This is a genomic window from Zunongwangia profunda SM-A87 (assembly GCF_000023465.1).
GTDB classification, from domain to species: domain Bacteria; phylum Bacteroidota; class Bacteroidia; order Flavobacteriales; family Flavobacteriaceae; genus Zunongwangia; species Zunongwangia profunda.
The window spans coordinates 4473967-4497362 of record NC_014041.1 but is presented as its reverse complement, the minus strand read 5'-3'; the positions used below and the strand labels follow the sequence as shown (position 1 = coordinate 4497362).

17 protein-coding genes are annotated in these 23396 nt (G+C 36.7%); 9 read left to right on the top strand and 8 right to left on the bottom strand.

Annotation, left to right across the window (positions count from 1 at the left end; all coding sequences use genetic code 11):
* Position 1: 1 nt before the first annotated feature.
* The 6 genes from ZPR_RS19820 to ZPR_RS19795 form a co-directional block, all read right to left on the bottom strand.
* Positions 2-811: a DUF547 domain-containing protein gene (locus tag ZPR_RS19820; RefSeq protein WP_041579216.1), complete on the bottom strand. Its 810-nt coding sequence runs from the start codon at positions 809-811 to the stop codon at positions 2-4.
* Positions 812-841: 30 nt separating this feature from the next.
* Positions 842-1813 carry an arsenosugar biosynthesis arsenite methyltransferase ArsM gene (gene arsM, locus ZPR_RS19815; protein ID WP_013073573.1) on the bottom strand — a complete coding sequence of 324 codons (972 nt, stop codon included), beginning with the start codon at positions 1811-1813 and terminating at the stop codon, positions 842-844.
* A gap of 5 nt (positions 1814-1818) precedes the next feature.
* On the bottom strand, positions 1819-2631 hold the full coding sequence (locus ZPR_RS19810) for a purine-nucleoside phosphorylase (protein ID WP_013073572.1): 813 nt from the start codon (positions 2629-2631) through the stop codon (positions 1819-1821).
* Positions 2632-2633: 2 nt separating this feature from the next.
* Positions 2634-3254 (bottom strand): TIGR04282 family arsenosugar biosynthesis glycosyltransferase, encoded by a 621-nt coding sequence (locus ZPR_RS19805; protein WP_013073571.1) that lies wholly within the window; start codon positions 3252-3254, stop codon positions 2634-2636.
* A 335-nt stretch (positions 3255-3589) separates the two neighbouring features.
* Positions 3590-4645, bottom strand: a complete 1056-nt coding sequence (gene arsS / locus ZPR_RS19800; protein ID WP_041579215.1) for an arsenosugar biosynthesis radical SAM (seleno)protein ArsS — start codon at positions 4643-4645, stop codon at positions 3590-3592.
* A 55-nt stretch (positions 4646-4700) separates the two neighbouring features.
* On the bottom strand, positions 4701-5036 hold the full coding sequence (locus ZPR_RS19795; RefSeq protein ID WP_013073569.1) for an arsenosugar biosynthesis-associated peroxidase-like protein: 336 nt from the start codon (positions 5034-5036) through the stop codon (positions 4701-4703).
* Positions 5037-5513: 477 nt separating this feature from the next.
* Here ZPR_RS19795 and ZPR_RS19790 point away from each other — a divergent pair, with 477 nt between their 5' ends.
* A complete protein-coding gene (locus ZPR_RS19790; protein WP_013073568.1) occupies positions 5514-6539 on the top strand; it encodes a helix-turn-helix domain-containing protein in 1026 nt (341 codons plus the stop codon).
* Here ZPR_RS19790 and ZPR_RS19785 read toward each other — a convergent pair.
* Together ZPR_RS19785 and ZPR_RS19780 are read right to left on the bottom strand one after the other, a co-directional pair.
* On the bottom strand, positions 6536-7252 hold the full coding sequence (locus ZPR_RS19785) for a LytR/AlgR family response regulator transcription factor (protein WP_013073567.1): 717 nt from the start codon (positions 7250-7252) through the stop codon (positions 6536-6538). The two genes, ZPR_RS19790 and ZPR_RS19785, sit on opposite strands and share 4 nt — an antisense overlap.
* The gene (locus ZPR_RS19780) at positions 7249-8340 is read right to left on the bottom strand and encodes a sensor histidine kinase (RefSeq protein ID WP_148211774.1); all 1092 of its coding nucleotides are present in this window, start codon (positions 8338-8340) and stop codon (positions 7249-7251) included. The genes ZPR_RS19785 and ZPR_RS19780 overlap by 4 nt, the downstream gene beginning before the upstream one ends.
* Positions 8341-8477: 137 nt before the next feature.
* Here ZPR_RS19780 and ZPR_RS19775 point away from each other — a divergent pair, with 137 nt between their 5' ends.
* The 8 genes from ZPR_RS19775 to ZPR_RS19740 all read left to right on the top strand — a co-directional run bounded on the left by ZPR_RS19775 (position 8478) and on the right by ZPR_RS19740 (position 23285).
* Positions 8478-10736: a GH92 family glycosyl hydrolase gene (locus ZPR_RS19775; RefSeq protein ID WP_013073565.1), complete on the top strand. Its 2259-nt coding sequence runs from the start codon at positions 8478-8480 to the stop codon at positions 10734-10736.
* A gap of 9 nt (positions 10737-10745) precedes the next feature.
* Positions 10746-12632 carry a sodium:solute symporter family protein gene (locus ZPR_RS19770; protein ID WP_013073564.1) on the top strand — a complete coding sequence of 629 codons (1887 nt, stop codon included), beginning with the start codon at positions 10746-10748 and terminating at the stop codon, positions 12630-12632.
* 78 nt (positions 12633-12710) lie between these two features.
* Positions 12711-13676 (top strand): glycoside hydrolase family 130 protein, encoded by a 966-nt coding sequence (locus ZPR_RS19765; RefSeq protein ID WP_013073563.1) that lies wholly within the window; start codon positions 12711-12713, stop codon positions 13674-13676.
* Position 13677: 1 nt separating this feature from the next.
* Complete coding sequence (locus ZPR_RS19760) at positions 13678-14733, top strand: carbohydrate-binding family 9-like protein (RefSeq protein ID WP_013073562.1); 1056 nt, start codon at positions 13678-13680, stop codon at positions 14731-14733.
* 42 nt (positions 14734-14775) lie between these two features.
* The gene (locus ZPR_RS19755; protein ID WP_013073561.1) at positions 14776-15906 is read left to right on the top strand and encodes a family 10 glycosylhydrolase; all 1131 of its coding nucleotides are present in this window, start codon (positions 14776-14778) and stop codon (positions 15904-15906) included.
* A 512-nt stretch (positions 15907-16418) separates the two neighbouring features.
* Positions 16419-18665, top strand: a complete 2247-nt coding sequence (locus tag ZPR_RS19750; protein ID WP_013073560.1) for a GH92 family glycosyl hydrolase — start codon at positions 16419-16421, stop codon at positions 18663-18665.
* Between the two features lie 45 nt (positions 18666-18710).
* Positions 18711-21038, top strand: coding sequence for a glycoside hydrolase family 20 protein (locus ZPR_RS19745; protein ID WP_013073559.1), 2328 nt, complete (start codon positions 18711-18713; stop codon positions 21036-21038).
* A 6-nt stretch (positions 21039-21044) separates the two neighbouring features.
* Positions 21045-23285: a GH92 family glycosyl hydrolase gene (locus tag ZPR_RS19740; protein ID WP_013073558.1), complete on the top strand. Its 2241-nt coding sequence runs from the start codon at positions 21045-21047 to the stop codon at positions 23283-23285.
* Positions 23286-23396 lie beyond the last annotated feature (111 nt).

The following is a 23396-nucleotide window of genomic DNA, read 5'->3' as shown; positions in this document are numbered from 1 at the left end:
TTTACTGCTTTTCGTTCAAATTCCAGTTATATTCTTTAAATGAAATGTTATTCCAGTTTTTCATTTTCACCTCGCTGTAGCGATTAATATATTCACCAATAGTGATACTACCACCGGTAAAATCACCACTGTACCAATCGAAAAGTCTGGAAAGCTGAGCCGATTCTGGTTTGATAATATTTTTAGGCGAATTGATAAAAGACCGGGTAGCATATTCCAGTTGTTCATTAATAGCATCAGCGGTATAAGCTTCATTTAACAGTCTTGGGCTGGATATGGCTGCTTTGCAGATGGCAAAATTAACCCGGGGCTCGTTCATTCTTCTTAGAATACTATTTTCTAAGGCGCCCAGTGAAATTTGTTTGGTTCCCATACTTACAAATTCTTTGGTGGTAGCACCATCGATACTCTGTACAGATTTAAGGGGATAATTGTCCAAAACAAGTTTTACCGTATTGGCGTTGTATGCGTTGATATAATACGATAGTTGCTCCTGGACAGACCAGGTATGATCTGGACGGTTTTCTGAAAGCATTTTTATGTATTTATCAAATGCCTTTCGATCATTTTTGAAGCCTTTGTAATTTACCATACCTTTTTCATCCACATATTTTTGTAGTAAATTATGCCAGGTAGAATGATCAATATTCGTTGAAGTGTTAGAAATTGTTGAAATTAATTCGCCTTTTACATTGGTGTGTGGTAATCCTTTACTGGAAAATCCTGCCGCTGAAAATAAGGCGCAGCTGCTTAAACCAATAGGGAAAATGGCCATAATCAATATTCGCTTAAGTAGAATGTAATTTTTCATGCTGCGCAATTTTCAGTTTAAATTTTGTGTTTAGCAACAACCTCCACCATCGTAGTGAAAAGTAGATTCGCTAATAAAAATATCATCTCGTTCCAAATCTTTTAAAGCTTTTGCTGTTTTGTCACAAACCGCTAAAGGCTGATTTTTTAAAAGAATATGTCCTTTTTTGTCATCAAAATGGTCGCTCTCTCCGTAATAGATTGCTGCTTTTCCTGTAAAAATGCAAGGACCATCTTCTGGCATAGGGTCTTTGATAGCCGCTACTTCTATAGATTCGATATAAATCAATTCCTTAGTTGGGTAATGTTTAGGATCCAGAATCCGGTATGGCTTTCTGGCTCTAATCTCTATAGTGCCAAAACCAACATCGGTTAGTGCTTTTACGTAGTCTTTAATTGGTAAACTTCCGCTAAGACATAAGGCTCTTAATCGTTCATCATTTCGTAGCTCTTCATTCATTTGCTGCTCGCAAGTAGGATCACTCATAACAAGTTTACCATTTGGCTTCAAAACACGGTACATTTCTTCTATTGCTCTTTTAAGGTCTTCAGCTTTAAAAATATTGAATAAGCAGTTTTGTGCGGCTACATCAACCGAATTATCTTTTACCGGGAGATGAAGCGCATCTCCCTTTTTTAAATCCACAAAATCTGGGTTAAACCATTCGTTTTGTTCTTTAGCAATTTTGAAATTTTTTCTGGAAGCTTCCAACATTTCATCAACGGCATCCACGCCTATAACTCCGTAAGGCTGTCTTGAAAAATAAGCGAATTGTAATAATTCCATACCTCCCCCAACACCAACATATAGAATACGCGGATTATTGGAAAGGTCACGAGCATGAACCGTGCTGCCGCAACCGTAATTCATTTCTTGCATGATCTTCGGTATTTTTAAGCCCGGTAACTCCCAAATAGGATTTGTAGTGCAGCAAAGCCCAACATCTGGTGTAAGCGCTGCATCTTTATAAACATCCTTTGTGGTTTCTAAATAATTGCTCATATGTATTAAAGCGTTTTGATAAGTTCTTTAAAAAGAACAATCATTTGTGGTTCGGCTTTTTCGGCCATGGCTATAATCTCACTAATATCTACCGGTTTTAAATCGTCCGGATTTCCTTCATCTGTAATTACAGAAACTGCGGAAACCGGAATATTTAAATGGTTGGCTACAATAATCTCAGGAACGGTGCTCATTCCCACGGCGTCGGCTCCTGCTATTTTTAGGAATCGATATTCAGCTCTGGTTTCTAATTGCGGGCCTAAAACCGAAGCATAGATGCCTTTGTGTAAATTGATATGGTTATTTTTTGCAATCTTTTCTAGTGTAGCATTCATTTTGGGGTCGTAAGGTTGCGACATATCTACAAAACGCTCTCCCAGTTTTTCTACCCCTTTAAAGGCTAAAGGTGATCCTCCCTGGAAATTAAGATGATCGTCGATTAACATTAATTCGCCTTTTTTATAATCAAGATTAATAGAACCAGCGGCATTAGAAACCAGTAATTTTTTAATTCCAAGTCGCTTCATTACCCTAACCGGGTAAGTGACATCCTGTAAGGTGTAACCTTCATAAAGGTGGAAACGTCCCTGCATTACCACTACTTTTTTTCCTTCCAGACTACCGTAGATTAATTTTCCTTTATGAAACTCTACAGTAGCAGTAGGGAAATAAGGAATATGGTTATAACTGGCTTCGTGCTCGATATCTATTTCATCCACCAGTTTCCCTAGTCCGGTTCCTAAAATGATTCCGATTTCGGGAGCTTCAAATCCTTTAGATTTTAAATAATCGGTGGATTCCTGAATTGCATCTGTCATTGTCATACCTTGAAAAATGGAATAAAAGCAGGATGATCCTTGATATCTGAATACAGGTCAACATCATTCCGCTTTTCTAATAATTTATAATTTGATTTTTTAAGTTCGTTTATTGTATCCTGCAGTACCGTTGCGGTACCCCAGTTTTTATTTTTAAAGAGTTTTGGGTGAAGTTGTTTCATTCCAAGTAAATAATACCCGCCATCTTCGGCTGGGCCAATAACTATTTCATGATTGTTTAATACTTTAAATGCCTGCTCTAAATCTTTGGTCTCGATATCGTATAAATCTGATCCTATAATTATAATTTTTGAGTATCCTAAATTGAAACCTTCGGCAAATGCATTTTGCATACGCTCGCCTAAATCTTCACCAATCTGTTTTTTCTTCTGAAAAACTGTAGCATTCCAAAGATCGTTATTAGGTATTTCCTCAGAATAATAAACTGCTTTTTCGGTATCTAGCGGAGTACAAATCTTCGCCGTATGTGCGAGTAAAAATTTATAAATATCTAATGCCGCCTGATGGCCAATATCCCTGGCAAGTCTGGTTTTTACTTTGCCAAATTCTGGATTGCGGGTAAAGATTAAAAGTAAATTTTTTGAAGTAATTGTTTCTCCCAAAAAATAATATTTTAAGTATAAAGGTTAGATTTATAAATACGCTAAAAAAAGCCTTCAGTTTTTTTACAGTCTCAGCAAGATACTATGATTATATGAAAATCGCCTTTAATTTTGTGTGAAATTTATAGGAGCTCCTATTGTCACTTTTTAATCTGTTTTAAAGAAGCAATTGTAATGGTGATATTTAAAATTGCTATTTTTTTACGTGATAATCGGGAATAAAAGCTACGGTGTTTTTCAGATAGCTATCCGGATTGGGCGACCTGTAAAAAAAATCTGCGAAAAGCTTCATGGGCTAGCTCATAGATAATTTTCTTGATTTGAGGATAAAAGCCTTAAATAGTAGAACCCTGGCAGCTGCTTCCTGCCCCGGCAGTACATCCGTAGCAATGCTGCGAAATGATAATGTTTCTATCGTTAAGCAGATCCTCGTTGTACTCATTAATATGCTTTACTTTAGAATTGACTTTAAGATCAAGCATTTGGTTAAAATCGCAATCGTAAAGCCATCCATCCCAACTGATCGAAATAGTATTGGTACACATTACATTTTCTACTGCAGCGGGATTATAAGCATCAACCAAAGAATACATGTAATCTTCATAATTCTCTGAAGCGATTAAATATTCTAAAAATCGACTTATAGGAAGATTGGTGATCGCAAACAAATTATTGAAATCGATATTAAAATCCTCTTTTAGCGCTTTTTTAAAATCATGTTCCATTGCGGCCTGGTTTGTAGGTAAAAATGCACCTGACGGATTATAGACAAGATCTAATTTAAGAGCACTGTCCGGTTGGGCGTACCCTACTTCGTTTAAGAGCTGAAGTGCTTTTATGGATTTGTCGAAAACTCCATTTCCGCGTTGTTTGTCCGTTTTTTCCCGTTTGTAAAAAGGTAAGGAAGAAACTACATGAACATTATGTTTTTTAAAGAAATTAGGGAGATCGTGAAATTTTTTATTTGCTAAAATGATAGTTAAATTAGATCGTACAATAAAATCTTTAATGCCTGCCTTTGAAGCTTCTTCTACAAACCATCTAAAATTAGGATTCATTTCTGGCGCGCCCCCTGTGAGATCCAAAGTATGTGCTCCTGTATTTTTGATCACCTCCAGACACAGCAGCATAGTTTCCTTGGTCATGATTTCCTTGCGATCCGGCCCGGCATCTACATGGCAATGTGAGCAAACCTGATTACACATGTAACCAAGATTGAGTTGCAAGATTTCCAGTTTTTTAGGTTTAAGCGGAAAATGACCACTTTCGGCAATTTTATCTTTAAATGTTGGTAGTTCTCCTTCTTCAAAAATACCTTCACTCAATAATTCCAGCTGCCGTTGTGGGCTGGATAAATCATCTTCTCTTGCTTTTAGGGATTTTAAAGACATCATAATTGTTTTGTCATTTGTGCCAGATGAAACAATGCAGTATTGCTTAAAAAGTTTACATGCTAAGCTTTTTATACTTATTCATCATCTGTACACCATGTACAAGAGTCGCGCCACTTTCTATAGCTGCTCCTGCATGCACGGCCTCCATCATTTCTTCTTTAGTGATACCACGTTGTAAGCCATCTTTGGTGTAGGCATCAATGCAATAAGGACATTTAACCACATGAGATACAGCCAGGGCAATCAAAGATTTTTCACGGGCAGAAAGAGCGCCTTCTTCAAATACTTTTCCGTAATAATCGAAAAATTTTTTTCCAAGCTCTTCGCTCCATTCAGTGATTTCACCAAACTTTCTTAAATCTGCAGGATCATAATATGTTTTAGACATAAAATAGGTTTTATGTAAAGATACAATTTATGTCATCTAATTTTTAAAGAATAGCTTTTCTATATAAAATTCCGAAGCGAAAAGGGGTTAGAAAATATTGAAATTAAGCCGGGTGAAAAGTGTAGATTAACCAAATCTATAGAAAATTGTTAAAATGTCATCCATCAAAGCATACCACATATGTTAATATTGAATTAAATTTAAGTATATTAGGGCAAAAACAAAAAGCAAAAGTTCAGTTTAGCAGATTAAATAAAGATTGTTTTTTATGGAGTATGCCGCATTATTGCTGGTTTTTAATTATAAATAACGTTTTTCACATAACTAATAGTTGATAAGGCACAACTTTAAAAATCGTTAAAAATAATTAACTTCAAATATTAATTTTACCTGTCGCAAGCTTATTTAAACGTTTGCAAATAGACAATTAATTAGTAACTACACGAACTGCTTGTTTTTAAAAGCGCTGCAGACTTTATGAGAATAGACGTTAATACTTTACCTGTAAATGATATTATTAAAGACATCTCTAAGTGTATTGATGTTCCTGTAAACGATGGATCCGGAGAGCTTATTCTCAAAATTCCTTCAAGTATAGGAGAAGGTTATATTAGGGGAGCCAGCTTTGATTCGGGTATTGGTATTATCACATATAACTGTAAGTTCTATGAAGATATAGATATACATTTCACTTTAAATAGCATACATCCATTAAAATTTATTTTTTGCTCTCAGGGGAGTATAAATCATTGTTTCGAAGATGCTAATACGGTAAATACCATCGACAGTTTCCAGAATATTATTGTGTCCAGTAGTGGTTATAACGGGCATGTACTGAGTTTTAAAAAAGACGTTGCAACTCATGTTTCAAGTTTAGAAATTATCAGGTCTATTTTTTCACATCGTGATAATTATCAGTTTCAGGGGATAGAGGAAGAACTTAAAGAGGTTTTTAGAGATCAGGTTTCTGAAAAAGAGTTCTTTTATCAGGGCAACTATAGTTTAAAGTCTGCTGATCTTATGGAAGAGATCGCAACAAAAGAGTTTACCGGTTTTTTGAGATCAATTTTCCTTGAAGGAAAGGCATTTGAAATGTTGGTGGTTCAAATAGCCCAGTATCAGGATGATGAAGCAGAAGATAAGCTGCCACAAATTCTCCGTAAATCGGATATCGAAAAAGTGAATTATGTTTCCAAAAGAATTGAAGGGGACTTAGGGAGTAATCTTACCGTGGAAGCTTTAGCCAAAGAGGCCGGAACCAACGTAAATAAACTTCAGGAAGGCTTTAAGTATGTTTACGATCTTACCGTAAACAAATACATTCAGCATAGAAAATTGGAGGCTGCCAAAGAAATGCTAATGAATACCGATAAAAATATCTCTGAGATTGTGGTGGCCATTGGTTTAAATAACCGTAGTTATTTTTCTAAAATTTTTAAGGAGAAATACGGGGTTAGTCCCAAATACTTTTTAAAATCGGGTTCCAGACAGGATCAGGATTAATCCTGATCCCCATTTTTTAAAATAGCATCTTTAGCTTCGTTAATATAGCTACGGCCAATAGTATAGCGGCTACCGCCAATCTCCAGGCTGTTTCCTTCTATAGCTTCAACTTTTGGTATGGCGATGGTGTAGGAACGATGAATTCTGATAAATTGATCCGGTGGTAAACTTTCCGTAAAGCTACTTAAAGTTTGATGTACGATAAGTTTATCTGTAGCGGTAATAATTTTTATATAATCTTTTAAACTTTCGATCACCATGATATCTTTCAGGTAGATTTTTCGCATTCTTTTTTTATCGACTTTTACAAAAATGTGTTCTGGTTCAGCGGTCGATTTTAAAGGATTCTGAAATTCACTTTTTAATTTTAAAGCCTTATTGACTGCTTTTAAAAACCGGGGAAAGGGAATAGGTTTTATTAAAAAATCAAGTACTTCTAATTCATATCCTTTTACGGCATATTCTTCATGGGCAGTGGTAATTATTACATTTGGTTTATGAGGCAAACTTTCTAAAAAGCTATATCCATCTAAAAGTGGCATATTAACATCTAAAAAGAGCAAATCGATTTCGTTTTCCTGCAAATAATGCATACTATCTACCGCATTGGTAAATGTTTCCTTTAGGCAGAGCTCTTTTATCTGTTCTACATAGTTTTTTATCACCTTTATAGCTAAAGGTTCATCATCAATTATGATACAGGAAAGACTCATTTTAGTTTTAGTTTTAATTGAATTAAAAATTGACCGTTTTTTTCAACAATGTCAAGTTTGTATTCTTCTTTGGTGTAGCCTAATTCCAGGCGCTTTTTTACATTGTTAATGCCTATTCCGCCAGAAGGCTTTAGTTTTTTTGGGAGTTTCATTTTTCGCTTTTGGGACGTAGAGTTAGCGACCTCAAAGTAAAGAAAATCATCTTCAATTTTTAATTTGATCTTTACAAAAACATTTCCTATGTTTTCGTTTACACCATGTTTAAAGGCATTTTCAACAAAAGGGATAAGCAACATTGGGGATAATTTTTTCCCTAAGATATCGCCAGAAATTTCCATTTCTACATTCAAATTGTCTCCGTAGCGAATTCGCTCAAGATCAAGATAGTTCTGGATGCACAATATTTCTTTTTCCAGACTTTGTCGTTTGTTTTTTGTCTCGTAAAGTAAATACCGCATAAGCTCAGAGAGTTTTAATACGACATCTGGAGCTTTGTCTGATTTTTCTAAGGTTAACGCATAAATATTATTTAAGGTATTGAAGAAAAAATGTGGTGAAATTTGTGAACGTAAAAAACGCAGTTCGGTTTCTAATTTGGATTGTTCCAGTTTTGCCGCTTTTTGGTTGGTAGAAATATAATCTATCGTAATTTTAATAGCGGTAACAAATGAAATTACATATAGTTCCCCCAGCATCATCTGGATTACGTAGTTAGCCGTAAGTGAATGAGTTTCCGGACCTTCTGGCCATACGTTATTACTAATTAAAATATAAGTAAGCTCAAATTTGAGGATTACCATGCAAAAAATAGTAATGACCAATGAGAGCGTAAACAAAATAAATCGCCGTTTATAAATAAAAGAAGGAATTAGGAAGTAAATTGTAAAATAGCAAAGGAACATATGTATTGGGAAGCCTAAAAGATTTCCTTTAATAGATAATGCATAATCTTCGTAATAACTGCCCCATCTTAACGTGTTGAAAATAAAGTAAATACTCCAGAATATTACATGGTGTACAGTCTTAATTTCATAATCTGCAAATCTTGAAAGTTTAAACAGATTTTTTATGGAATGTGTGCTAGCCAATTTTTATATTTTTATTAACTATTTTGTTGTTTATCCTTTCAGATATGTCATTGGTCTAATATCTTTTTAATAGTTGATGAATATATAAATATTTAGCTTAGAAGTTGGGGTGGCTCAACAATAAATCCGAAAAATCAATGATTATGGTAAAACGATTTTGCATAATAACTGCATCATTTTTACTCTTAATATCCTGCAAAAAAGAAGGAGAAGAAAATCTAAAAGAAACCTCAAAAAATGAAGATTTAGTTGGTATTGTAAACCCTTTTATAGGAACCGGTGGTCACGGTCACACGTTTCCGGGAGCCAGCCGCCCGTTTGGGATGGTGCAGGTAAGTCCCGATAATGGAACAAGTGGTTGGGACTGGTGTTCGGGATATCACTATTCAGATTCACTGGTAGCGGGATTTGGTCATTTGCATTTATCGGGTACCGGAATTGGTGATCTTGCTGATCTTCTTTTTATGCCGGTGAATAAACAAATAGATTTAACCAAAACAGTAAAAGAAAGGAACGATATTCCTTACCTCTCTAAATATTCTCACGATAACGAAACTGCTAAACCTGGTTATTACCAGTTGTTTTTAGAAGATTTTGACATTAACGTAGAACTTACTTCATCTCTTAGAACAGGTTATCACCACTATACCTTTGGAGAAGGAGAAGAGCAATCTGTAGTGATTGATCTTGGTTTTGCTATCAACTGGGACGAGCCAACATCAACATCAATAAAAATAGAAAACGAGAATACTATTACGGGTTATCGTCATAGTACAGGTTGGGCCAAAAATCAGAAAGTATTTTTTGTAGCTAAATTCTCTAAACCTGTTATAAATTCTAATTTATATGCTGAAGCTAAGCTTTCTGAAGCTTCTGAAGTTAATGGGAAAAAAACTGCAGCACAGTTGTTTTTTGATAAAAAAGATAAAAAACTTCAGGTTGCTGTCGCATTATCTTCAGTAAGCATAGAAAATGCAAAGGAAAATTTAGACAGTGATGCTAATTTCGATTTTGAAGGAATTAAATCAGAATCTAAAGAAACCTGGAATGGGGCACTTTCAGACATTGTAGTAGAAACTCCTATCGATTCTTTAAAAGAGATTTTTTACACTGCCCTTTATCATACTAAATTATCACCGGTAACATTTAGTGACAAAAATGGTGAATTTCGATTGCAAAATGATAGTATTTCCCGCGCTGATGGAACAACTTATTCTACACTGTCACTTTGGGATACTTTTAGGGCAGAAAATCCTTTATTAACTATTACAGATCCCGATAAAGTTCCAGATATTATCAATTCGATGCTTGCTTATTATGATGAAAGCGGATCTTTACCGGTTTGGACGCTTTATGGAAACGAAACAAATACTATGACGGGATACCACTCGGTTCCTGTAATTGTTGAAGCTTATTTTAAAGGGGTAAAAGGATTTGATGCCGAGCGTGCTTTTGAGGCTTTAAAAACAACCATGATGCAAGATCAGCGTGGCCTTAAAGAATTGAAAGAATATGGGTATATTCCTTTTGATTTAGGGAATGAATCGGTAACCAGTACCTTGGAATATGCTTATAATGACTGGTGTGTTGCACAAATGGCCAAAGCATTAGGTAAACAGGAAGATTACGAGTATTTTTCTAAAAGAGCTGAAAGTTTTAAAAAACTTTTTGATCCCGAAACCGGATTTATGAGAGGGAAGTCTGCTAAAGGAGAATGGCATTTACCATTTGATCCTAAGCATTCTCAACATCGTGTAAATACTGATTATACTGAAGGAAATGCATGGCAACACAGCTGGTTTGTGCTTCATGATCCGCAAGGATTAATTGAACTTCATGGAGGAACCGAGCCATTCACGGAAAAGTTAGAGCAGCTTTTTAATGAAAGTTCAGAAATTACCGGAGAGCATACTTCTGCAGATATTTCAGGACTAATAGGGCAGTATGCTCATGGTAACGAGCCAAGTCATCATATCGCTTACTTGTTTAATAAAGCTGGGAAGCCCTGGAGAACACAATATTATGTTCATGAGATTTTAAATACGCAATACAATATCACACCAAACGGACTTTCTGGAAACGAGGATGCCGGGCAAATGTCGGCATGGTATGTTTTGAGTTCTATGGGATTATACCCTTTTAGTCCTGCAAGTGCAACCTATGAGATTGGCACACCTATTTTCGAAAAATCTACGATTAATCTTCAAGATGGTGGAACTTTTGTAATCAAAGCTGAAAATGTATCTCCTGAAAATTTCTATATCCAATCAGCTAAGCTTAACGGAAAAGAATTTAATACTACAACAATTTCTCACGAGCAGATTCTTGCCGGCGGCACATTAGAGTTTGTGATGGGAAGCGAACCGAATAAAAACTGGGGTGTAGCCAAAAAATAAACAGAATTAATGCATATAGTAGATGTAGCCATCATTATCCTTTATATTATTTTAACCCTGGGTGTTGGAGTTTGGGTTTCTAAAAAAGCCAGCGCAGGTCTGGATTCATACTTTTTAGGAGGGAAAACGATAAAGTGGTATTACCTGGGCTTAAGTAATGGGTCAGGGATGTTTGATGTTTCCGGGACCGCCTGGATGGTAGGAATCCTTTTTTTATATGGGGTGAAAAGCTTCATGTTTATGTGGATGTGGCCTATCTGGAATCAGGTCTTCGTAATGATGTTCCTGGCAGTTTGGATTAGACGCTCTAAAGTAATGACGGGATCAGAGTGGATTCTTACCCGTTTTGGAGATGATAAAGCAGGCAGGGCTTCCCATTTAATCGTAGCGATCTTTGCCGTAGTCGCATCTATAGGTTTTATCGCCTATTTTTTTGAAGGTGCCGGTAAGTTTATGACGGTAATCCTTCCCTGGGATGTAAGCCTTACTATTGCTCAAACTACCTTATTAAATTCAGAACAGACCTACGCCTTACTAATTATATTTTTTACCACGATTTACACCATTAAAGGTGGAATGTTCTCTGTAGTAACTACCGAGGTTTTACAATATTTAATTATGGTACTTGCCGGGGTATTGGTCGCAGGGTATACATTTTATGCATTTACTGATGTTGAGGTTAATCAACTTATCCCTGAAGAATGGAAAAATGTGTTTTTTGGCAATCAACTTACCGGTTTTTGGTCTGGGGATTACCAGGAATTTAACCGACTTATAGACACACAAGGATATAAAATGTTTGGTGCTTTTATCGGGATGACGCTGTTTAAAGGTTTCTTTTCGAGTGTAGCCGGACCAACTCCGGGTTACGATATGCAACGAATTCTTTCTACCAGAAATGTAAAAGATGCGGCTTATATGAGTGGTTTTACCAATTTGGTACTATTTATTCCACGTTATCTTTTAATTGGTGGGATTGTTTTAATAGGATTGGCTTTTATCGCACCACAAATGGCTGAAGCAGGAGCGGTTACCGGTAATGACCTGGAGGTTATTTTACCAAAAGTGATTAATAACCGGGTACCGGTTGGGATTAAAGGTTTGTTGCTGGCAGGATTGCTAGCCGCGTTTATGTCTACTTTTTCAGCTTTTGTAAATGCGGGGCCTGCTTATATTGTGAATGATATTTATAAGAAATATTTTAAACCCGTGGCTTCAGATAGGCATTATGTAAAAGCCAGTCACATCGCTTCTTTTGGAGTGGTTACCCTGGGAGTGATTATGGGTTTTTTTGCAGATTCTATTAACTCGATTACCCTGTGGATTACCAGTGCCCTTTATGGAGGGTATGTAGCCGCAAACTTTTTAAAATGGGTTTGGTGGCGTTTTAATGGCTGGGGATATTTTTGGGGAATGTTGGCAGGTTTGATCATTGCTACACTTCAGTTTTTCTTAGATCAGAATAAAGCGAATTTAGAAGCAGGAACGCTAATGCATGAGCTTTCAGAAATTCCAGCTATTTATTTATTCCCTATTATTTTGGTGTTTTCTGTATTGGGATCTTTGCTGGGAACATTCTTAACCAAACCTACAGATATGGCCACCTTAAAGTCATTTTATACCAATGTACATCCCTGGGGATGGTGGAAGCCGGTTAGGGATTATTATTCAGAAGAACAGATAGAGAAAAATAACGATTTTTGGCTGGATATGTTCAATTGTATTATTGGGATCATCTGGCAATCAAGTATGATCCTGTTACCTATATTTTTAGTGGTGAGAGATTATAATAAAACATGGGTGACCTTAGCGGTTTTTCTGTTAAGCAGTTTGATATTGAAGTTTACCTGGCTGGATAAGGTGAAGCACCTTGAAACCAGTGCAGACGATAGTTGAAAATAATAAAATAACCTGATTAATAGTTGGGATAAAACACTAAAATCTCGATTTTTCGAATAAAAATAAAAGAAGAAGATGAAGAATATACCTTGGCAGGAGAAACCTGAAAATTGTAAAGATGTACTTTGGAGACATAGCGAGAACCCTATTATCGATCGATATGCTATCCCTACTTCAAACAGTATTTTTAATAGTGCTGTAGTTCCTTTTGAAGATGGATTTGCCGGGGTTTTTAGATGTGATAACAAAGCGGTGCAAATGAATATTTTTGCCGGTTTTAGTAAAGATGGGATCAATTGGGATATTAACCACGAGCCAATCCAGATGCAGGCTGGGAATACCCAAATGATCGATTCAGATTATAAATACGATCCTAGGGTAACTTTTATAGAAGATCGATACTGGATTACTTGGTGTAATGGTTATCACGGCCCTACTATTGGGATCGCTTACACCTTCGATTTTAAAGAATTTTTTCAATGTGAAAATGCTTTTTTGCCCTTTAACCGAAACGGAGTGTTATTCCCTAAAAAAATCAATGGTAAATATGCCATGTTAAGTCGCCCAAGTGATAATGGGCATACGCCATTTGGCGATATTTACATTAGCTATAGCCCGGATATGAAATACTGGGGTGAGCATCGTTGCGTAATGAAAGTAGCTCCGTTTGAAAAAAGTGCATGGCAATGCACCAAAATCGGCGCCGGCCCCGTGCCGATTTTAACCGATGAAGGTTGGTTATTGTTTTATCACGGTGTTATCGCTACTTGTAATGGATTTAGATATTCGGTAGGTGCTGCCATTTTGGATGAAAACGAACCTGATAAAGTAAAATACCGTTCGCAGCCTTATTTATTAGCTCCGGCAGAACTTTATGAATTGACCGGAGATGTGCCAAATGTGGTTTTTCCTTGTGCAGCATTACATTCTCATGAAGAAGATAGGTTAGCTTTGTATTATGGGGCCGCTGATACCTGTACAGGTGTTGCTTATGGTAAAATTAGCGAAGTAGTAGACTTTGTAAAAAATAACAGTTTATAAAATGAAATCGATTTTAGCCATTTTCGGATCTCTTTTTTGTCTAAATGTTTTGGCACAAGAGCCACCGCGTTCTTACGTATCTTATAAAACTTCAGAAGAAATTGTTATAGATGGTAAAGCCGATGAATCTAGCTGGAAAGAGGCGAAATGGACTGCTGATTTTATTGATATTGAAGGCGATAAAGTCCCGAAGTATAAAACCAATGCAAAAATGCTTTGGGACGATCAGTATTTTTATATCTACGCCAAATTAGAAGAACCGCATATATGGGCTACTTTAAAGCAAAGAGATACGGTAATTTTTTATAATAACGACTTCGAAGTTTTTATTGATCCTGATGGGGATACCCAAAAATATATAGAGTTTGAGGTAAATGCCTTGAATACTGTTTGGGATTTAATGCTTATTGAAGCTTATCGTGAGGGCGGTCCGGCGATTGATCACTGGGATATTAACGGAATTAAATCTGCTGTGAATATTCAAGGCACTTTAAACGATGCTTCAGATAAAGACCAATACTGGGAAGTAGAAATTGCTATGCCATGGGATGTTTTAACCGAAGCCAGTGCCAATGGCAAAATTCCGCAGAATGATTTTTGGCGTGTTAATTTTTCTCGTGTAAACTGGAATCATGATCTTAAAGATGGTCATTATTCAAGAAAGAAAGATGAAAATGGCCGGTTTCTACCAGAATATAACTGGGTTTGGTCGCCGCAAGGTGTGATTAATATGCATGAACCCGAACATTGGGGCTATGTGTTTTTTAGTGATAAAAAGCCTTCAGAGAATATTGAATTTAAAATTCCGGAAGACGAACATATTCGTTGGGCGATGTATTCTTTATACAGAGCGCAAAAAGATTATTACTCAAAACATCAAAAGTGGGCAAATACCGTAGAAAAGCTTCAGGATTTGCCGGTTTCTGTTTTAAATAAAGAATTAAATCCGAAAATAGAAGTCCATTCTTCAGGATATAATCTTAGTGTTGAAAGTCCTTTTTCAGGAAAGAAATACCTGATTAAAGAAGATGGATCGTTTATTCAATTAACCAAATAATTATTGCCCAAAACGGGCAATTTCAAGACAAACCTTAATCGTATGAAATTTAGATTTTTACTTTTTTCGTTATTGGTCGCTTTTTCGACCATTTCGTGTTTAGATAATATGCAAAAAGCTAACGCTAATACTGCCGAAGCTAGCGAAGGAACTGAAAGCGAAACTAATGCTGATTCAGATTTTAAATACTGGACGTGGATTACTGCAGATGCCAGCCGAACAGATGAATCCTATACTGAAGAATTTAAAAAATATAAAGAAAATGGGCTGGATGCCGTGTTGATTAATACCGATACCGATCCTGAATTACTTTCTCGTTTAACACCACTTGCCAAAGCTGAAGGTTTAGAAGTTCACGCATGGATTATGGCAGTGAACCGCCCGGGAGACAAAGTAGCCTTACAACATCCAGAGTGGTACCAGGTAAGTCGTAATGGCGAATCCTGTTTTGATCATCGTCCTTACGTAGATTATTATCAGTGGCTTTGTCCAACCAGAGAAGAGTCCAGAAATCATATTTTAAGCCTGGTAGAAGGCCTTGCAAAAGTTAAGGATGTAGAAACGGTACATTTGGATTATATACGATTCCCGGATATTTTTCTTCCTATAGGTTTATTGCCTAAATACGATTTAGAGCAGACTACAGAAATGCCAGAATACGATTTTTGTTACTGTGATGTTTGTATTGCAAAGTTTAAAGAAATGCACCACAAAGATCCTAGGGATACAGAGGACCCTCAAATTGATATGGAGTGGAAGCAGTTTCGATTAAACAGGATTAGAGATCTTGTGAATGATGCTTATAAAATTGTTCATGAAAATAATAAAGAGCTTAGTGCCGCAGTATTCCCTTATCCAGAAATGGCTGATCATATGGTGCGCCAGCGTTGGGATAAATGGGATATTGATTATGTATTACCAATGATCTATAACAATTTTTATAATGAAGAATTAGATTGGATTGGATTTGCAACCAAACAAGGAGTACAGGATTTAGAAGCCAAGAATACTGAATTACACACCGGAATTTATATTCCTGAAATGACTCCTGAAGATCTTACGGAAGCGATAAATCAGGCAAAAGCAAACGGCGCTAAAGGAGTGTCTTTTTTTGATGGAGGGGCATTTACCAAGGAGAAGCTGGAAGCAGTGAAAGCGGCGAGTGAAGAGTAGTTTCTAAATTCGGTTTTGAATGAATTCTCTATAGATAATAGAAATGGTCTGTCATTGCCACTGAAGCGCAGCGTAATGGAGAAATCTCAGGCTATTATTAGATTTCTCGACTCCGTTTCACTACGCTCGAAATGACAAAATCGAGTATAATACTATAGATGAAGGATAATTTGATAACATTTGGATATGTTTAATCTGATGCTGAATTATTGGATTATCGATATGAAAACTGGCCTATCAAAAATTGAACGTGAAATTTGAAGCGAAAATTCCGTAAAATTTCAGGCTGTTTGAGACGTAGTCGAGTTTCTGAAATTTAAGGATTGAGGGATAAATTTAGTTCAAGATTTATAAGCCTAGACTTTTTTGTTTCTTTTTATTGCATCCGACGACCGCAGGGAGAGGAATGCCTAAGGAAAAAAGGAAAGGAGTTCGATTAGGTTCTAAGATATAAGTATAAAAAGTTAATCACTTAGAATAAAACTGAAGGCTAAAAGCTAACCGCTAAAAAAATGAAATTAAAATTCTTAGGAATAGCTGCATTACTGATGATTTTTTCTTGCAAGACAGAGGAAACTAAAGTCAGTGCAACATCAGATGAAAAACTAACAGCATTTGTAAATCCGTTTATAGGGACAGACGGACCGGGGAATACCTATCCGGGAGCCACTACACCTTACGGAATGGTACAGCTAAGTCCTGATATTGGTATTGGAGGTTGGGATCGTATAGCCGGATATTTTTATCAGGATTCTATTATTACCGGATTTTCGCATATGCACTTAACAGGCACTGGCGCCGGGGATCTTTATGATATTCTGGTGATGCCAACTAACAGTAAGTTTTCTGAGCGTATTCCAGAGAATAATCATAAACCATTTTCTGCATTTAGTCATGATAAGGAAGTAGCTTCCCCGGGATATTATTCGGTACGGCTTTTAGATTATGATATTAAGGCAGAACTCACTGCAACACCAAGAACCGGAATTCAGCGGTTCACATTTCCTAAAGATTCCCTGTCTCAAATTCATGTAGATCTTGGTTACGCTTTAAACTGGGATAAAGCAACCAATACGCATATAAAAGTCGTCAATGATTCGGTTATTGAGGGCTATCGAAAGTCTACGGGATGGGCAAAAGACCAGCGAGTGTATTTTGTAATGAAGTTTTCTAAAGCTTTTAAGGATTTTGAGATTTTAGAAGGTGGAGAAGAAGTACCAGCAAATGAAATCACTGCTAAAAACACCAAAATCATCCTGAATTACGAGACAACTTCAGAAGAACAAATTGTTGTGAAAACCGGAGTGTCTTCAGCAAATATAGAAGGTGCTTACGCCAGTTTAGAAACCGAAGCACCTGATTTTAATTTTGAAAACTATCGTGAGAATGCGGATGATATTTGGGAAAAAGAACTCCAGAAGATAAAGATAGAAACACCAGATAGCAATCAAAAATCGGTGTTTTACACCATGATGTACCAATCGATGTTGGCACCAACTTTATTAAGTGATCCTAACGGAAATTACAAAGGTGCGAATGATAGTATCGAACATGCAAACGGATTTAATCGTTATGATACCTTTTCACTTTGGGATACGTTTAGGGCGGCACATCCACTTTATACTATTATTCAGCAGGAAAGAGTTCCAGATTTTATAAAATCGATGTTGGCGCATTACCAGGAAACCGGATTATTGCCTGTTTGGTCGATGCAGGGAAATGAAACCAATATGATGTTAGGATATCACTCGGTTCCGGTAATTGTAGATGCTTATTTTAAAGGTTTTGATTTTGATGCAAATCTGGCTTATGAAGCTTGCAAAGCCAGCGCAATGACGAGCACGAGAAAAATCGATGTTTTTGCAGAAAAAGGCTACGTGCCCGCTGAAGAAAAGGAAGGCGATTGGAGTGTTTCTAAAACTTTGGAATATGCTTACGACGATTGGTGTATTGCAATGTTCGCCAAAGATTTGGGGAAAGAAGACGATTATCAATATTTCTTAAAACGTTCTGGGTACTGGAAGAACACTTATGATAGTAAGACAAGCTTCTTTAGAGCAAAAGATAAAAATGGTCAGTTTATAGCAGGATTTAATAGCAAGGATTACTCCGATTATTTTAGTGAAAGTAATGCCTGGCAATATTACTGGTTTGTGCCACAGGATATTCCGGGGTTAATCAAAACTACCGGTGGAGAAGAACGCTTCACGCAAAAATTGGATTCGATGTTTTCTCTTCATCCTACGGAAGACGATAAGTTGCCTATTTTTAGTACAGGAATGATTGGACAGTATGCACATGGAAATGAACCAAGTCATCATGTAGCCTATTTATATGATTATATCGGTAAACCTTCTGAAACGCAGAAACTGGTTAGGCAAATCCTTAATGAACAATATAAAAATGAACCAAACGGGCACTGCGGGAATGAAGATTGTGGGCAAATGTCTTCCTGGTATATCTTTAGTTCGATGGGCTTTTACCCTGTAAACGCAGCACAGGGAACTTATATGTTGGGTGCACCGTTATTTGAATCGGCTGAAATTAATCTACCAGGCGGTAAAAAATTCAATATCAAGACCTCCAATTTCACTGACGGAAATCTGTTTGTGGCCAATGTGAAGTTAAACGGAGAAGATCTGGATCGTGCTTATATTACGCATGATGAAATTGTAGATGGAGGCGAGTTGTTATTCGAAATGAGTAAAAAACCAGTAGATAAAGTTTTAAAAACTCCGAAACCGAATACAATCTATTAATATTCGGTAAATCTAAATACGTTTTATTTTCAAAATCCTGCTGATATGAAATTGTTTAAAATTTTACTTCTTTTTATAGCGCTTTCAACATTTGGTTGCGCTGAAAAGGAAAATCCTTCATTTACCAAAGAGGAGTTGGTGCTGATTCCTCAGCCAAAATCTTTAAACCTTAATCAGGGAAGCTTTGAAGTCACTAATAGTACCAAAATCATCATTGCGCAAGATAGTTTAGCCTCGGTTTCTTCAATTTTAAACGATCTTTTTAAAAGAGCTGCCGGATTTGAACTGGAAACTTCAATAGATGCTCATGCAGAAAACAATATTCAGCTAAAAATAAATTCAGAAATTGCTAAAGAGGCTTATGAGCTTAAGGTAACTTCAGAAAATGTGATTTTAGAAGCAAATTCCAAACTAGGATTTGTGTATGGAATGGAAACCATCAGACAATTACTTCCAAAGGAAATAGAAAGTGGCTCAAAAGTATCGGATATTGAGTGGTATATTCCTAATGTTGAAATTACCGATGCACCACAATATTCATATCGTGGGAATATGTTAGATGTTTCCCGCCATTTCTTCGGAAAAGAATACATTAAAAAACATATCGACCGACTCGCATTTCTAAAACTGAATACGTTTCATTTTCATTTAGTCGACGATCAGGGTTGGAGAATTGAGATCAAAAAATATCCAAAATTAACTGAAGTCGGAGGCTTTAGAGTTGATCAGGAAGATAGCCACTGGAATGCGAGAACCAAAAACGAACCAGATGCCAAAGCTACGTTTGGTGGGTTTTATACGCAGGAGGATATTAAAGAAATTGTAGCCTACGCACAGGAAAGAGGCATCAGGGTAATTCCAGAAATCGAGATGCCGGCGCACGTAATGAGCGCTATTGCTTCGTATCCTTGGTTATCGTGTACAGGAGAACCCATTGCAGTTCCTTCTGGTGGTGTTTGGCCAATTACAGATATTTATTGCGCAGGAAAAGAATCGACTTTCGAATTTTTGGAAGACGTGCTGAGTGAGGTGATGCAATTATTTCCGGGAGAATATATTCATGTTGGTGGTGACGAGGCCACTAAAACTAACTGGAAAACCTGTCCCGATTGCCAACGCAGAATTAAAGAAGAAGGGCTTGCTGATGAAGATGAGTTGCAAAGCTATTTTATGAAGCGTATCGAGAAATTTTTAAATAAAAATGATAGAACACTTATTGGGTGGGACGAAATTTTAGAAGGAGGTTTGCCTGAAGAAGCGACCGTAATGAGTTGGCGTGGTTTTGAAGGTGGATGGGAAGCTTCTGCTGCAGGTCACGATGTGATTATGACACCAACCAGCCATTTATACTTTGATTATTATCAGGGAAGCCCGGATAATGAGCCTGTTGCTTTTAATGCGTTTACGCCCTTAAAGCGAGTGTATGAATTTCGTCCGGTTTTAGATTCGATGAGTGTGAAACAAAAGAAGCATGTATTAGGAGGCCAGGCGAATCTTTGGGCAGAATACGTGCCGACTGAGGCTCATTCAGAATATATGTTGTTTCCAAGATTAGCAGCTTTAGCCGAGGTGGTTTGGAGTCCTGAAAACAAGTTAGACTGGGAAGATTTCTCGGTAAGAATACGTAAAATGATGGAGCGTTTTGAAGTGATGGGCATCAATTATGCAAAAAGTGCTTATGCGGTTCAACCAGAATCTGATATTGATCTGGAAACCGGAGAAATTACGATCAAATTAAAATCTGAGTTTCCAAATACTGAAATTCGATATGCTTTAAACGGAGAAGAATTAAATGCCGAATCGAACTTATATGAAAATGAAATAAAAGTTGATACCGATACTCAGCTTAAAGCTGCAGTTTTTAAAAATGGTAAAGTGATGGGGGCGGTTTTAGATAAAACTTTTAAGTTTCATAAGGCGGTGGCAAAACCGGTTATTTATAAATATCCTTATAATCAAAATTATGCCTCTTCAGGAGAAACAGCCCTTGTAAACGTTTTAAAAGGAAGTAAATATTTTAAAGACGGCCGTTGGCAGGGTTGGATCAATAATCCTGCAATTATTACGATTGATCTGGAAAAAGAGACCAGCGTTAGTGAAGTGATTGTGGGAAGTTTGGAAGAGCAGGGCACAGGGATTTATTTTCCGCAGCAATTAAAAGTGGAAGTGTCCAAAGATGGAAAAAACTTTAAGGAGGTAGCTTCCTTAAAAAGAGATTATCAAACCAATCCGGGAGCAAAAATCGACAATTTTAAGATGGGATTTGAGCTTCAGGAAAATATCCGGTTTGTTAGAGTAAGTGTAGAACCATTAGCAAAAACTCCCAATGGAGGAGGTGCATGGTTGTTTTTAGATGAAATTCAGATAAAATAATATTCGATGTTTTTAGTAAGAAATATTTTTTCAGCAGTAGTTGTATTTATTAGTGTTCAGGTGGCTTCGGCACAAACCAGTTTTGATCCACTTCCTTATGTAAATCCTTTTATAGGAACTTCAAATTACGGCGCAACTAATCCTGGGGCGATTGCCCCAAGAGGGATAGCAAGTGTATCGCCATTTAATGTTGCCGGGAAAATAGATTTAAACCCACTGGAAAAAGATAGTCAATGGTTATCAAATCCATACGTGCATGAGAATCAGTTTTTAACCGGTTTTAGTCATGTAAATATGAGTGGAGTTGGTTGCCCCGAACTTGGTGTGATTATTACCATGCCAACTACAGGAGAGCTAAAAACAAATCATGTTGATTACGGAACAACGTATTCTGAAGAAACAGCTGAAGCAGGATATTATTCCGCAAAATTAGATAAATATAATGTAAAAGCCGAAGCTACGGCAAGCACGAGAGCAGGAGTAAGTCGGTATTCATTTCCGGCGGGAAAATCGAATGTGTTACTGAATTTGGGTTTAGGTTTAACCAATGAACAGGGTGCTATGGTTCGTGTGGTTTCTCCTAATGAAATAGAAGGTATGCGAATGGTGGGAAGTTTCTGTTATAACAATGCTGAAGCTGCATACCCTGTATATTTTGTAGCAAAATTCTCTAAACCGGCCGATGATTTTGGAGTTTGGAAGACGCCTTATAAATACGAGGGTCTAGAATCACAATGGATGGGTTACAATGGTAAAACCCGAATCAAAAAAGGCTTTACAAGAGAAGTGGTTGGGGATAGTATTGGAGCATATATGACTTATGATTTTGCAACACCGCAGGAAGTTGAAGTGAAAATTGGAGTGTCTTATGTAAGTATTGAAAATGCTCGTGAAAATCTAGAACAAGAAGTTGGCGATGCAACTTTCGAAGAAGTTTTAGCAGAAACTCAGCAAGCCTGGAAAAAAAAGTTACAGGTTGTAGAAGTTGAAGGTGGTACAGAGGATGAGAAAACGATTTTTTATACCGCTCTATATCATACACAAATTCATCCTAACACTTTAAATGATTTCAACGGTGAATATCCTGAAATTGCAACCGGGAGAATCGGGAAAACCGACGGGACACGCTATACCACTTTTTCTTTATGGGATACCTATCGTAATTATCACCAGCTAATGAGTTTGCTGTATCCCGAAGAACAATTAGATATGGTAAGGTCGATGTTAGAAATGTATGATGAAAATGGATGGTTGCCAAAATGGGAATTAAACTCAACTGAAACCTTTACAATGGTCGGTGATCCGGCTGCAGTGGTTTTAGCAGATACGTATTTACGTGGTTTAACCGATTTTGATGTTGAAAAAGCCTACGGCGCCATGCTAAAAAGCGCATTGGATACTACTAATAATCCGCTGCGTCCAGGCTTGAAGGAGTATATTGATAATGGTTATTTAGGAGTTGACGGCGATGTGCCTGGACCTGTATCTACCACTCAGGAGTATAATATTGCAGATTATGCTATCGCTCAATTGGCTAAAAAATTAGGGAAAAAGGAAGATTATAAGCAATTTTTAAAGCGCTCATTGTCTTATAAGAAATTGTATAATCCGGAGACAAAATTTATTCAGCCAAAAAATAGTGATGGTAGCTGGTTTGCTGAATTTGATCCCTTAGCCGGAGCTAATTTTGCTCACAATCCTGGTTATATTGAAGGAAATGCCTGGCAATATTTATTTATGGTGCCACACGACATCAACGGACTTAAGAAATTGATGGGTGGCAATAAGAAATTCGAAGCTCGTTTAGACGAGCTTTTCGAAAAGGATCAGTTTGATATGGCTAATGAACCTGACTTTGCTTACGGTTATCTTTATAATTTTATTCAGGGTAAAGAATATAAGGCTTCAGAAAAAATACATGAGTTAATCGCTACCTATTATAAAAATGCATCTGATGGAATTCCCGGTAATGATGATACTGGTACCATGAGTGCCTGGGTGATTTATTCGATGATGGGGATTTATCCAATTACTCCGGCAGAACCAGTATATACATTTGTGGTTCCTACATTCAATAAAATTATATTACACCTTAATCAGGACTATTATGAGAATCCAGAACTGATTATCGTAAAGGATTCAATTTCTAAAGGAAAACTTAAGATTGAAGTAGATGGTGCAAAGTTCACAAAACCATTATTTGATTTAAGTAAAATTAACTTTCCTAAAAAAATAAAGTTTCTTTAATACATAGCTTATTTTTTTCATCAATTGTTTTAACTTAGGTGAAAATAAAGTTGATAAAATAAACGAAAACGATTTTTCATTAGAAGTTGTTTAGCTATTGAGAAGTGTTGT